The sequence below is a fragment of the Siphonobacter sp. SORGH_AS_1065 genome (assembly GCF_030818595.1).
In the GTDB taxonomy this organism is placed as follows: Bacteria; Bacteroidota; Bacteroidia; order Cytophagales; family Spirosomataceae; genus Siphonobacter.
Window position 1 is genome coordinate 242,786 of record NZ_JAUTAM010000006.1, and the last position, 13,788, is coordinate 256,573.

General features: G+C 42.8%; 11 protein-coding genes. 4 read left to right on the top strand and 7 right to left on the bottom strand.

What is annotated here, in order from left to right; translation table 11 throughout:
- The first annotated feature begins 47 nt into the window (after positions 1–47).
- Positions 48–290: a hypothetical protein gene (locus QE390_RS21675; RefSeq protein WP_307143821.1), complete on the top strand. Its 243-nt coding sequence runs from the start codon at positions 48–50 to the stop codon at positions 288–290.
- On the opposite strand, the gene QE390_RS21680 is transcribed toward QE390_RS21675, so the two are convergent.
- On the bottom strand, positions 287–685 hold the full coding sequence (locus QE390_RS21680; RefSeq protein ID WP_307143822.1) for a helix-turn-helix domain-containing protein: 399 nt from the start codon (positions 683–685) through the stop codon (positions 287–289). The two genes, QE390_RS21675 and QE390_RS21680, sit on opposite strands and share 4 nt — an antisense overlap.
- A 192-nt stretch (positions 686–877) precedes the next feature.
- On the opposite strand from QE390_RS21680, the gene QE390_RS21685 reads away from it, so the two are divergent.
- Positions 878–1,999, top strand: a complete 1,122-nt coding sequence (locus tag QE390_RS21685) for an NADH:flavin oxidoreductase (protein ID WP_307143823.1) — start codon at positions 878–880, stop codon at positions 1,997–1,999.
- A gap of 114 nt (positions 2,000–2,113) precedes the next feature.
- Here the strand turns inward: QE390_RS21685 and QE390_RS21690 are convergent, their stop codons facing one another.
- The 6 genes from QE390_RS21690 to QE390_RS21715 all read right to left on the bottom strand — a co-directional run bounded on the left by QE390_RS21690 (position 2,114) and on the right by QE390_RS21715 (position 11,023).
- Entirely contained in the window at positions 2,114–3,679 is a 1,566-nt protein-coding gene (locus QE390_RS21690) for an alpha-L-arabinofuranosidase C-terminal domain-containing protein (protein ID WP_307143824.1), read from the bottom strand.
- A 139-nt stretch (positions 3,680–3,818) separates the two neighbouring features.
- The gene (locus tag QE390_RS21695; protein WP_307143825.1) at positions 3,819–4,736 is read right to left on the bottom strand and encodes a pirin family protein; all 918 of its coding nucleotides are present in this window, start codon (positions 4,734–4,736) and stop codon (positions 3,819–3,821) included.
- 707 nt (positions 4,737–5,443) lie between these two features.
- Positions 5,444–7,543: a PQQ-binding-like beta-propeller repeat protein gene (locus QE390_RS21700; RefSeq protein WP_307143826.1), complete on the bottom strand. Its 2,100-nt coding sequence runs from the start codon at positions 7,541–7,543 to the stop codon at positions 5,444–5,446.
- A 334-nt stretch (positions 7,544–7,877) separates the two neighbouring features.
- On the bottom strand, positions 7,878–8,864 hold the full coding sequence (locus tag QE390_RS21705; RefSeq protein WP_307143827.1) for a replication initiation protein: 987 nt from the start codon (positions 8,862–8,864) through the stop codon (positions 7,878–7,880).
- Between the two features lie 327 nt (positions 8,865–9,191).
- Complete coding sequence (locus QE390_RS21710; protein ID WP_307143828.1) at positions 9,192–10,046, bottom strand: hypothetical protein; 855 nt, start codon at positions 10,044–10,046, stop codon at positions 9,192–9,194.
- A 23-nt stretch (positions 10,047–10,069) separates the two neighbouring features.
- Positions 10,070–11,023 carry a ParA family protein gene (locus tag QE390_RS21715; RefSeq protein ID WP_307143829.1) on the bottom strand — a complete coding sequence of 318 codons (954 nt, stop codon included), beginning with the start codon at positions 11,021–11,023 and terminating at the stop codon, positions 10,070–10,072.
- A gap of 1,062 nt (positions 11,024–12,085) precedes the next feature.
- On the opposite strand from QE390_RS21715, the gene QE390_RS21720 reads away from it, so the two are divergent.
- Positions 12,086–12,346, top strand: a complete 261-nt coding sequence (locus QE390_RS21720; RefSeq protein ID WP_307143830.1) for a hypothetical protein — start codon at positions 12,086–12,088, stop codon at positions 12,344–12,346.
- A 696-nt stretch (positions 12,347–13,042) separates the two neighbouring features.
- Positions 13,043–13,768, top strand: coding sequence for a type II CAAX prenyl endopeptidase Rce1 family protein (locus QE390_RS21725; protein ID WP_307143831.1), 726 nt, complete (start codon positions 13,043–13,045; stop codon positions 13,766–13,768).
- Positions 13,769–13,788 lie beyond the last annotated feature (20 nt).

The window sequence follows — 13,788 nt, forward strand, 5'->3', positions numbered from 1 at the left end:
TTTATACCATTTTGAGTGCTAGTTGATGATTCTAAAATAAGAGTTAAATGAAAGAAAGTAGGCCTCTTCCCATTCTGGGAAGACCGTTAGAGGAAGAGGTCATGCAGCAATCCGTTATCGAGAGCGAAGCGGTGATCCTTACTTGGTTGCTTCCCCGGATTTCATCCGGGGACACGGTTGGCAGTTATAACTTAGCTCATACCTCCCGCAGTCGCTCGGCTCTGGCCGAATCACGTACGTATGCTGTCCATGATCATTCAATTATAGCATATGCTATATCATATCTTTAGGCTTCTTCTCTAATTTCGTTAGTACTCCCCTCCTGGTGTTTTTTCAATCGCTCTTCCATCAAAGCTTCAAACTTTTCCTGATATTTGAGGCCCCATTCGTCAATGGCTTTGGTAATGGGTAATAAGGATTCGCCAAATTCCGTCAGGTAATATTCTACTTTCGGCGGCAAAACGGGATATATTTTTTTGGTGATAATGCCGTGTTCTTCCAGTTCCTTCAATTGCTGGTTCAACACCCGACGGCTGGCGTCAGGCACCATTCGTTGCAACTCGCTGGGTCTCCGTTTTCCGCTATTGATGCTGAAAATGAGGGCAGGTTTCCATTTTCCTCCGATGATTTCGAGGGTAACCGCCGTTCCGCAAGTGTATTGTCGAGGAATTTTTCGTTCGTACATGATCTAAAAGGTTAATAGGTACTAATTTATCCCTATGTGATTAATTTATCCATACTTGCATTAGTGTACCTATGTATCCAGCTTTGCAGTATAAATCAGAATGAGCCTACAAAGGTTTCTTAAAAATTCTGTATTTACTAAATAAGCCATTGAATCATAGCTTCTTACAAAAGTTATGTAACTAGTTTTCCCATGAATGCCATCACTGAAATTGAAAAATTAGAGACGCTTTTTCGTCCTTTTGAATTAAAATCCCTGCGTTTACGTAACCGAATTGCAATGGCTCCCATGACCCGAGCCTTTTCTCCCGGGGGCGTACCTACCGAAGACGTAGCAAATTATTACCGTCGCCGGGCCGAAGGTGAAGTAGGATTGATCATCTCGGAAGGAACCGTTATTGATCGCCCTGCTTCTTCCAATGAACCCAATGTTCCTCATTTTTACGGAGAGGCGGCTCTGGCAGGCTGGAAACATGTGATTGATGCCGTGCACGAAGCCGGTGGAGCGATGGCTCCGCAACTCTGGCACATGGGCGTAATGCAACCCAGCCGCTCCGGTTGGTTACCTGCTCAACCCTTTGAAGGCCCATCAGGGCTGGTTTTACCCGACCAAACGGGTGGCTCCGCTATGACGGACAAAGACATCGCGGATACCATTGCGGCCTTCGGAAAAGCGGCTGGAGACGCCAAACGCTTAGGCTTCGATTCCCTCGAAATTCACGGAGCTCATGGCTACTTGGTCGATCAGTTTTTCTGGGATGGCTTGAATAAACGGACGGATATTTTCGGCGGAAAAACCCTAGCCGAACGCAGCCGTTTTGCGGTGGAAGTAGTGAAAGCCATGCGAGCTGCTGCGGGTGAAGATTTTGTCATCATCCTTCGTCTTTCGCAATGGAAACAACAGAATTATACCGCTAAACTGGCACACACCCCACAGGAACTGGAATCTTGGTTAAATCCGCTAGCAGATGCCGGCGTCGATATTTTCCACTGTTCGCAACGTCGTTTCTGGGAAAATGAGTTTGAAGGTTCAGACCTGAACTTTGCCGGATGGGCGAAAAAAGTAACCGGAAAGGCTACCATTAGTGTAGGTTCGGTAGGTCTGAATAGTGATTTCATGGGTGCCTTCATGGGGGAAAACTCAGAACCCCGTTCCATGGATGATTTACTTCATCGGATGGACCGTGGGGATTTTGATCTGGTTGCCATCGGACGTTCTCTACTATCAGATCCAGACTGGGCGAAAAAAGTCCGCGAAGGCCGTTTAGACGAACTGAAAGGTTACAGCAGCGAGTCTTTAGCAAAATTAGTCTGATAGCATTAGAAGAGATTTGATTGGTAAAGTTTGAAGTTAGAGGAAGTTTGAATGTTTAAAAAAATGCTATCAAACATTCAAACCTCTTCTAACTTCAAACGCTATCAAACCACCTTAACCCACTTTATATCGCAATAAGGTTATGGATGCTGGTGACACCGTAATGGTAGGTGGATTATTTGTGACTGCCGTTTTTTGATAGTGAACTACGTCTTTCTTAGGATCGTCGAGTGTATTATAAGCTGTAAATCCCGTGGCGGTTAATTCGTGGCGTTCGAATAGATTCAGCTTTGTATTCCCTTCCCACACGATCGTCGTTTCTATCGCCGTTTCGGGGTGACGATTAACCAGGGCGAGGGTAGCTAGCCCGGTTTTCTCGTCGAAACTGGCACTCGAATCCAGCATGGGTAAATCCTCTCCCCCACTCTGCCGCAATGCTTCGCTTTTTACTTCCGCCGTCAGGCTTACTCCTTTGCAATATTGACGATACAATTCCAGCGGATAAAACACGGTCTGGCAAATAGATTCGTGGTCATTACTCAGAATGGGAGCCAGCACATTAACCGTCTGGGCCCAGGTCGCCATCGTCACAATTTCGGCCTGACGCTGAAAAATATTCAGAAAAGACGCTACCCCCAAGGCATGAAACCATTGATAAGTAACTTCCAGGTTATAAGCACCTTTTCCTTCACTTTCCCAGATGCCCCATTCATCAATGGCTAACTTCACTCCTTTCGCCCGGGGCGGAAAACGATACCAACGATCAAACTTCTCTACTTTTTCGGGAGCTAACCGTTTGATTTGCTCATGCGTTTGTTCGATCTGTTTTTCAAAACCAGCCAATTGTGTGAAAAGTGTAGCGGGTTGCCCTTTTTTCGAACTGGCGTACAAGTGCATGGAAATATAATCCGCGATGGGGTGTAACTCTTTCAGGACGATCTCGTTCCATTTCTCGTCGTGCCCGGCTATGATTAATGAAAGAGTGGGGTCCTGCAACTTCATTAACTTGGCAAATTGCCAGGCCATCTCTGCATAAGCAGCAGGGTTCTGCAAACGTCCCGTATCAGGGCCTGCATTTTCTTCATTCCCCAGGCCCCAGTATTTAACGCCGTGAGCATTAGCAAAGCCGTGTTTACGACGCAATTCCGCAAAAGACGTTTTTCCCTTTCCATTGCAATATTCCACCCAGTTAGACGCTTCTTCGGGCGTTCCGGTGTTCATATTAACCACCAGAAATGGATCGGTTTTCAGTTGTCGGCAATACTGTATGAATTCATTCGTGCCAAACTGATTGTTTTCTTCGCCGCCCCAGATCAGATTGGGACGCACCGGACGATTTGCCTTCGGCCCTACCCCATCCTGCCAGTGATAGATTTTCGTAACCGTACCGCCCGGAAAGCGAAGTACGGGAGGAGCTAGTCGTTTGACCTTCGCTAATACATCGTTTCGAACCTGATTCGTTTTTGCGTCTACGATTCCACCCGTAATGGAGCGACCCAGGTATTCAATAAACTGCCCGTAAATTTCAGGCTCAATGGTTCCTCTGGACTGATTCAGATGGACATGAACCGAAGCTTTACTGCTTTTTCCTGAAAAGGCCCAGAGGGAAGTAGGCAACAAAGATGCTAGAGCTACCTGACTGGTTTGCCGCAAAAAGCTGCGACGACTATCCTTGTACATGCGATTTTTATTAAGAGTCTTCTCCTCGATGTAACCCCTGAGGTTCAACTGGGAATGTATGAAACGGCCTTTAACTGGTAAACTAAGACGAAAAGAGCCGATTCATACTGTTCTGCTTAACAAAAGTGCTGGGTTATCATCAGGACAAGGGGGGCGGCGGTGGCGTGGCTCCAGCCGGTTTGGAACGATCTTCAGGCAGAGGTATAAACTCCGCATGATCGTTCGGAGGTAATGGAATTCGTCCGGCTATCCAGTCGGCCTTAGCCTGCTCAATTCGTTCTTTACTGGAAGAAACAAAATTCCACCAGATGTAGCGTTCGCCTAAATGTTCTCCACCCAACATCATAACCGTGCTGGCTTCCTGAGCAATAATGACGGGATCAATGCCCGCAGAGAAGACGAGCAACTGCCCTATTCCATACCGATGCCCATTTACTTCAATGCTGCCTTTGGCGACATAAATGCCCCGCTCCGCATAGCCCAAGGGTAGCCCAAACCGGGTACCGGGTTGCAAGACCACATGTACATAAAACAACGGCGAATGCGTTTTTACTTCATTTTTAAGCCCAAAAGCTTCGCCAGCGATGAGCCGCATCCAGATGCCTTTATCCGTAAAAATGGGTAACTCCTGAGGCTGGTAATTGGTAAATGAAGGATCGTCTTCTTCGGCAGAAGTGGGTAAAGCTACCCAGGTCTGAATCATTTCCAGCGAACCGCCCGCTAAAGTTGCCGGATCCTCAAATCGTTCGGAATGTGCGATTCCTTTACCCGCCGTCATCCAGTTCACTTCGCCCGGTCGAATTACCTGTTCAACGCCTAAACTATCACGATGGGTTACCTGCCCATTGAACAGATAACTTACCGTAGATAATCCAATATGCGGATGTGGCAATACATCCATATTGGGAATTTGATCGGCTGAAAAAGAAACAGGGCCCGCATGATCCATGAAGATAAAAGGGCCTAACATCCGGCGAAGTCGGTAAGGCAAAATGCGACGAACCGAAAAATGATTACCCAGATTAGCCTGACGAGCGTCAATGATGATATCAAGCATATGTTTCACAATAGTATCTAGTAAAGGTAAGGGTTTTGTACTTTGTGATATGTTGCATTTAAGATGGATCTAAAATTTATAATCGTTGAATTCTACGATCGACTATGGCTTATAAAAACTTCACGATTAAGAATGCCAGATAAGACATTTCGTTTGGCCTTGGAGACCAGTTTGAGAAGTGTATCATGGTAGGTAGGAACCTGCCTTTATCGTAGGAACGAGATGGAATCTCCCCCGCAGTCGCTTGGCTCTGCCGAGTGACCACGTAGCTGTAGGCCTCTGGCCGTCTCAGGGAAAGAAATTTAGCAGAGAAGAAAGATTTGCCTCTCTTAACATGCTTTGACTACTAGCGGCCAGAGGCCTGGATTCTAACTTGGTAGAGCCGAGCGACTGCATAAGGAAACTCGACCAAATAGAAACACTCCATTTCAGTTAAAATATTATTCTAAGAAAGTTCCTCAAATAAAGGATTTGTCATTATTATTTTTGTACAATTTTATCATAAAAAATATGTTATTAATCAGACACTTAAATTTAATAATATTAAAAATATTATATTTAAAAGCATCTTATAATTGAACTATTAATCAAAAGGTGAGTTTTAGACTAATCAAAGCGGTAGTTTTTAATGTTATGTTAAATGAAGTTTCTATCTAAAGAAAAGCCGACTGACTAAGTCAATCGGCTTTCGTGGGTTACTCTTCTTATCAAGGTAATGCAAAGGCTATGTAACTATCTCCTTTCTTCGTTCCTAACTTAGTACCGCCGCAGGCGACCACTACGTATTGTTTTCCATTGATCTGATAGGTACTTGGCGTAGCGAATCCAGCCGCGGGTAACTCCCTTTCCCAGAGAATAGCTCCTGTTTTTTTATCGAAAGCCCTTATTTTGCCGTCTTTCGTTGCTGCAATGAATAATAAACCGCTGGCCGTTACAATGGGCCCTCCATAGTTTTCTGTGCCTGTGGGAGCTATGCCCTGTTGCGTTAACTCTTTGAACTCACCCAGCGTTTTTTGCCAGAGATGTTTTCCGGTATTTAGGTTAATAGCCGTTAGGGTACCCCAGGGCGGAGCAATACCGGGATACCCTTGGGAATCCAGAAATTTGTTATACCCATTGAAACGATACGGAACGTAAGGCATGGCGGTTTCCTTGCCTGCTTTTGCGGTAGCTTCTACTTTTTCGTCGCCAAAGAGAAAAGCCACCAGTGCTTGTTTTTCAGTGGAACTAATGCTGGCAAAACCGGGCATCATCCCCTTTCCATTCGTAATTATTTTTGTAACAAAGGCACGGTCTCGACGCTCCTGAATGTTTATCAGTGACGGATAACCACTAGTGGGATTTCCCTGCCGATTCGGACCGTGGCAAGCTACACAGTGAGTGGTGTACAGCCGCTGGCCGGGACTTAGGTGGGTCAGCTCATCCGATTTAGGCGTAGGACTCAGACTGAACAACCAGGCCATTTCATTGGCATTGACGTACATAATACCCTCGGGGTCTACGGCTGCCCCACCCCACTCGGCTCCGCCGTCAGCACCGGGAAAAACCAGCGTTGGTGTTTCGCTCAGCGGCTGAAAAAATCCTTTTTTTGCCTTTCGGTACGTTTCCAGTAACTCAGCTTTATTAGCAGCGTAGGGATTTAAATCTTTTTCGGCAATGAACTGACGAGTAAACGGAGCGGGCATTCGCGGAATGGGCTGCGTAGGCCAAACTACTTCCCCGGTAACCGTTGATTGCGGAGCTGGCTTTTCATCGATAGGAAACAACGGTTTCCCCGTTACCCGATCAAACACATACACGTAACCGGTCTTGGTTACCTGAGCAACGGCGTCTATTTTTTTCCCACCTATCGTCAGTGTAACCAAATTAGGGGGAGCGGGTAAATCCCGATCCCATACATCATGATGTACGATTTGGTAATGCCAAAGACGCTTTCCCGTTCGTGCGTCAAGTGCCAGTAAGCAGTTTGCAAACAGGTTTTTTCCTTGGCGATTTCCTCCGTAAAAGTCAAAAGCAGGAGAGCCAGTCGGGACGTACAAAATGGCTCGTTTCCGGTCAAGGGCCATTCCGGCCCAGTTATTGGCGGCCCCGACGTCTTTGTTTTGATACGAATCTTTCGGCCAGGTATCGTAGCCAAACTCGCCGGGTTGCGGTATGGTATGAAAAACCCAGGCAATTTTCCCCGTTCGCACATGGAAGGCCTGAATGGATCCGGGAGCGGCATCGGCTCCTTCCGATAACCGTAAGGGCATGATGATTAAATCCTCGAAAAGAGTCCCGGGCGTATTTGAAATCACAAATTTATCCTTGGCGGTTGGCCCTAATCCCGCTCGTAAGCTAACCCGTCCATTGTCTCCAAACGCCAGAATGGATTTACCCGTTACTGCATCCAGTGCGTACAAGTAAGAACCTGAAGCATACAAAATCCGGCGATCACTCTGATCCTGCCAGTACGTTAATCCCCGATTTGTATTTAAGCCCCCGCCACCGGGCTGAGCAAAACGCCAGCGTTCTTTGCCCGTGGCTGCATCCAGAGCGAAGATCTGATTGGTTGCGGTAATTCCATACAAAACACCACCCACCATCAGGGGATTGCACTGTACCTGGCCGCTATCTCTGGAGTGATATTCCCAGGCTACCTGTAACTGATTGACGTTGGCAGGGGTGATTTGTGTAAGTCTGGAATAATGGTTTCGATCAGGACCACCCAGATATTCGGGCCACTCTTCATCGGAAGATTGATCTGTAAATTGAGTGGCTATTACTAACGTTGCTGCGGTAATTAGAGGTAGGATGAATCGTCTCATTGGTTCTTCAAAAGGGGAAAATACTACTTTTTCTTCCCTTTTACCAATCTTTCGTGAGCCCTAATCTCACTTGCCTAAAATGGGCCTAAAGTCATTGTTATGAAAAGATCTTCTTTGGAATTGTTTTGCTACTGGTGGTTAGTGGCCGTGAAAGCGAAGCCTTATTCAGTCCTGACTTTATAAAAAGGAATTAACGTTGGAATGAAAGGCAAGTTCACGAATGTTTTCCAATCTGGGAAAAGAGCAGCGTTACCGTTTAAATACCAGAGCTGCTCTGTGAACTCTACCTAGGCTCTATGAAATTTTACCAAAGGTGAGGTTTAGACTAGTAGTCTTACGCTTTTTTTCGTCGGGTTTCCGGCTTCTGAGATTTAAAGCCTAACACCGTAGCCATGTATTGCGTTTTGGAGGTTCTGACCGTGATTTTCCCATTTTCAATTTCTGAATTTACCTGTACAAATTTCTCCAGCTTCTCCTTAGAATTCAGGATTTCTTCAATCTGCTGACTTGTAAAGGTGTATTGGGTTTCCAGAAGATTGCGAGCCACCAGATAACGGTTGGTATCGGTCGTGCTGTAAAAGCTCTCCATTTCTTCTTCTACTGCTTCGTTCACCACATCCATGAAAGATTTGATGGTAAACTCAAGCTCCAGAATTTTCTTACGTTCCTTTTTGCTGGGGACGTATTCAAAAACGATGTTAGCCTTTGCAAATAACTCAGCCTGAGCCACTTTTAAAGCCCAGCGTTGAATCTCCTTGTAGTTATAGCTCTCGGGGCAATTCAGCATGAATTTCAATTTCTCAACTGAATAGGTAAATACTCGTTGTCCCCGGTTATAATACATCATCATCAACTCATACAATCGCTGTGAATAAACGGATTCCAGCGATAACATCACGTCGATGCTGTATTTGGTGTATCGACTTCCCAATTCAATGAACTGGGGAACGACATTCGCCAACATGGTTATTTCCAGAAAACTACGGCCCTCTTCATTGACAGTTCGTACCAGAGGAAAGGGGACAAGCGAAGCGAAACTGGGATTACGGGGGTTAGAAAAATCCTCGTAAAGAATCTTCTTATCCGTCAGTGATTTAGCGGCCTGATAGAGCTTACGATAGTTATTTGACTTGGCCAGTTCAGTAATCGGAATGGTAAAACGTAAGTTTTGCCCTTCCTGATAATCCTTTACATTTCGGATCTGATTGATAATCATTACCACGATTCTCTTCTCCAATTCAGAAAATTGCTGCTTGGATTCGGTAATGAAATTAGGCTGAAAATTATTAAGTCGTTTCTGAAAAACTATCGGGTTGTCCATACACTGAAGGCTATGTACCGGAAAATTACGTAATAAAAGTGAGAATCCTTTTCATTTCCTCACTTTTATTGCATTTAGTATTCCTATGCTCTATCGTTTTGTTAGAGACACTAACTTTCAGATTATTAGAATTAAGTGAGTGGAGCGAAATAAATGTGGTAACAATTACCACGTTTTGGGAAGAGATGACCGGACGAAGCAGCCTACGCCTGAAGTCAGTAATGTGGTAACTTCTACCACATTATTTTTGTTTAGGTCGTACCTACATAGCCACGACCTCCGCAGCAATTGACTGAACTTAGAAATGTGGTAATTGTTACCACATTTCTAATCACTATTTTGAAGAAGAGCTTCGGCTACTTCAATGATTTCTTCACATAATTCACGATTATTCCCACCCGCTCGTTCTAAGGATTCGACTAACTGTTTGAGCTTAGCTACCTCCGCAAGAACGGGCTTGGCAGCTTTTTTAGTTTTCGTTAGGGCCTGATTAATCTGCTCAACGCTATCGAAAGCTGGATACTCTTCTGACGCACTGGCAAGCCCTACAATCGACTTTTTAGAAACTTTCGATTTACGACTCAGAATTTCTTTTTTGAGGGCAGGAGAGGTCTTGTCGAGGCCTTTCGCAAATTCTGCGTCTGTACGAATGGTTTTGGGACTTACATTGAATTGTTCGGCCAGTACTTCTTCTGTTCTCTTCCCGGCTGCGTTACCCGTAGGGCGACCCGATCCGCGTTTCATCGAAAGGTATTTTTGCCCCCGTAGATAGGATGTTTGTTCAGGAGTTAAGTTCCGACGACCTAGCTGATTATCAATCATGAAGGTACTTACATCTTCAATGGAAGAAAACTCCTTCATTAGGATCCGGTAAGGAATCCCGTGCGTGGTGCAAATACTGTAACGGTTGTGACCGTCAATTAACACAAATAAGGATGTTTCGTCGTCAGTATTACGAACGGTATGGGCAGGCGTTTCCCACACCAGTAAAGGTTCCCGGCAGCCTTCCTTAATGATGTTTGCTTCCAGTTGCCGATACTCATCATCCAACAGGGGAGGAATAAGCGTTTCCAGTTCAGGTATGACGGTAATCTGATTTTTGATCAATTCCTGTTGGACCAGTGAACCGTTATCTTTTTTGATTAGCTCTTTCGCACCAAACTGGTTGACAATTTTTTTCATACAAATTCAATTGGAATGGATAGTTACCGATTCTGTCGGGCTAAAAGCTCTTGAGCTAATTGTTTGTAATCTATCGCTCCGGGTGAGGTCGCCCCGTAACGGAAAATGTCTACCTGAGCGTATTGAGACTCCTTGAGAGCGGCATTTAGGCGAATCTCGGTATCAAAGACCTGAAAGTCTTTTAAGTCCTGACGAATGGTCTGAATAAGCTCTTTGTGTAACACCAGACGACGGTCTACGCGTGTAAACAACAGTCCTTCAATACTGAGGTATTCGTTGAAGAATTGACGAATCTCGTTAATAAGCTCGAAGAGGTTATTAATCCCCTTAATGGCAGATGTTTCTGGTTCTAAAACAACTAACGCTGAATTGGAAGCAATCAGGGCTGAGTTAGTAAATACGTTTAAAGCCGGAGGACAATCGATGAGAATGTAATCGTATTGATCTAAAACCGACTGTAAAGCTGTGCGTAAACGTAAAGCTCCGCTAGGAGAGTGGGTTAGCTCTCGTTCGTATTTCGCTAATTCAAGGTTACTGGGTATTAAATCCAGATTCGGGATGACTGAAACGATAGGAAGGGGTTTGTTGTGAAGCAGAGCTTCGTATAACTGCGATTCGGGATTATCCAGGCCCAGACTTTGGGATAGATTTCCCTGAGAATCGATGTCTATTACTAAAACCTTGAAGCCCTCCATGACAAGGCCACTTCCCAGATTGATAGTCGTCGTCGTTTTACCAACTCCGCCTTTGTGATTGACGATACTAATCACACGAGCCTTCCGATTGCGGAATTCTTCCAAACCATACTGAAGTAAAACAGGCTCAAGAGCTTTAAGGTGTTTCTGATTCAGGGTCCGTTGTCCGGCCATTGCTTTGGGCAAGGTACTTAGGGGAAGGCCGGCTTCCTTTTCAATGACTGACATGGAAAGAGCCGTCTTCTTTTTGAAAAAGTGCAGAACCTCTTCGTGAGTGAGCATGTAGGAACTGTTTTGTCAATTTTAAAAGACAATACTAATGATATTTTCATTAGTACGTCTGCATTCTTTGACATTTTTTGGACTACTCGTTAAAACTCATATAACTATATTTTTAGTTGATGGGTGTCTTTTTTTATTGACTCAGTGAAAAAATGAACCTGCTACTTTCAATGAAAAAATGGATCAGTCTTTGATTATTATTTAATATATCAATATTTTGATTGATTTAGAGCCTTTGCAAGGCGTTGATTATCAATAAATTATAAAGAGAAAAGTGAGGTTTGGACTAACAAAAGGTGAGGTTTGGAATAAAATTCTGATCGGAAAGGTGAGATTTAGAATAATGGAAAAGTGAGGTTCAGACTAAAGAATGAAAAGTAAAAGTGAGGGTTGGACTAAGGAAAAGGGGAGGTTCAGACTAAGGAAATTTGCCAATGCAGAGTGCTGATAATGAGCGAAAAGTGAGTTTTGGACTAAGCAATAGCTTGAAAAAGTTTCGCAAAAGTGAGGTTCGGACTAATCGAAAAGTGAGATTTAGACTAAAATTTTTCAGAAGTTGTAAGACCTCATTTTAATGAATGTTTAGCTCATGATTATCTGAAAGGTGAGCTTTGGACTAAGGCATATGTAAGGAAAATAAGATAACATGGGAGCCTACCGTGATACTTTTTGCAGTATTCGGGAATCTGAAATTTCAAGTTCTGCCATTTGAAAATAGCTGCTTTGAAAGGTGAGTTTTAGACTAATGTATGCTGTAGCGTAACTCCTTGTGAATCATAAAGAAGGGAGCTTTGGTAAGATTGTTAGTAGAAATGTAGAATGGATTTTGCTGGAAAAGCATCTATCAGGGTGCTGAATACAAGCGAAAGTTATCATGCATGTCTAATAAATCTAAGGCATTTAGGGTGGGGGAGGTGCCGCTTCGTTATCATTCACTCTAAACTTGGCGAAGCTACGTTAAGAGGGATGCGTGTAGGTATAGATGAGCTGAAAGTGTAAAAGCTTTGGAAATTCCTGGAGCCTTTTTTTTCGTACATCCTTTAACACCAACTCATGAAGTGTATGAACCTTTCCAAAATCTTTAGCATCGTAACGCCATTAACGCTAGCTTCCTTGATAGGGCTAATGATGATCGGCACAGGAATTGTTAATACGGGCCGGGAAAATAATATTCTCCAGTATTTCTTCGGAATTCCATTCCTGATCGGGCCTCTAGTACTGCACTTTCTGATCCGGGTGGTCTGTTCCAAGAATAACATAACGATCTGGATTGTGGAAGGAATATTGGTTATTTTAAGTTATCTGGCTTTTTTGCGGATGTAGTAACGATAAATATAAAGCAGTTTATATCAGTTTTGTGCCATTATTTATATCAGTGTAACTTTTAAAACCTTCTAAATCATATTTGCTAGGTAGTAATGGATAATTTCTTAACATGCATGAACTAATAATGCATATTGCATTACTTAGCATTCGATACAAATGGGCCAAATTGTCAATAAGGATTAAGTTATGAAATTATATTTATACATTTTTGAATGCTTACATTACTTTTTTAGGCGTTACGGGTAGAGCTTGGAGAGATCAAGCATCTACAGCATTATCGTGGACCTCTGCTATCGTAACCGTAAACATACTTACTGTTTTGAATTACCTGGGTTATAATTACAAATATGGTTTGTATATATTGATATTCTCATTAACAGTTTTCATAAACTATATGATACTTTACAAGAGAAATGATAAACTTGTGGAAAGGTTTCAAAACACGGATAAAGTAATTGGCATTGTATTATTTTTTAATTATTCCCTTTTATCATGTTTATTATTGAAATTAAGTTGAATAGCCTTATCGATAGTATTGATATAAATTAATAAAAAAAGTAATTAATAATTATATATAGTATCTATCAATGCATAGATATGTAGTTTACAGACTAGAGAAATATAGTGCAATAAATATCAGTTTAAGAGGTGCCAACAATAGAAATAAGTAGACATTAGGGGGAATACATACCTATGAAAGAAATACTTACTGACTTTTTTTCGTTTCTACGTAGTAATAGTAATCTTGTTGAACATGCTTCCGTTAGTGTTCGTTATAAATGCCTAATTATTGGTAAAGCGTTTATTGCACTTCTCATATTTAAAATTAGTTGGGCATTCTTTGGTCTACAACTATTGAAATTAGGTATCGTGAGTCAAGCGAAAGGATCAGATGGGCTTAATAGTTGGTTATCAGAAGTTTCAGAGGCTCGATTTATCCTGCAAGTAGTACTGCTAGCCCCCCTTTTCGAAGAATTAGCCTTTCGAGGTATACTTCAACGCAAAAAATATCTGTTTATCGTTTCTGTTTTCATACTGATCTATTTATTGGTTAGTAAAAGCTTTTCTTTAAATTTTTATACCTTTTCAGGGCCTACTATTTATGTACTAACAGGAAGTTTAATTATTGCATTAATCCTCCATAATTGGTCTTATTTATTTAATAAAATCACTTTATGGGTTGACTCAACTAGAAGGTTACTCATATGGTTAAGTGCTATAGGTTTTGCCTTTTGGCATTATCATAATTATGATTTTGATCAGGTTCCTTTTTATACGGTAGTATTAGTTTTGTTTCCTCATTTTATGACAGGTTTATTAGTTACATGGCTCTCGCTTCGTTACGGGTTTTTCTGGGGTCTTCTTCTCCATATGATAAACAACGCCATCCCTGCTTTTTATACACTTTTAATAAACTAAAAGGTCTCCTCTCTTTTGAA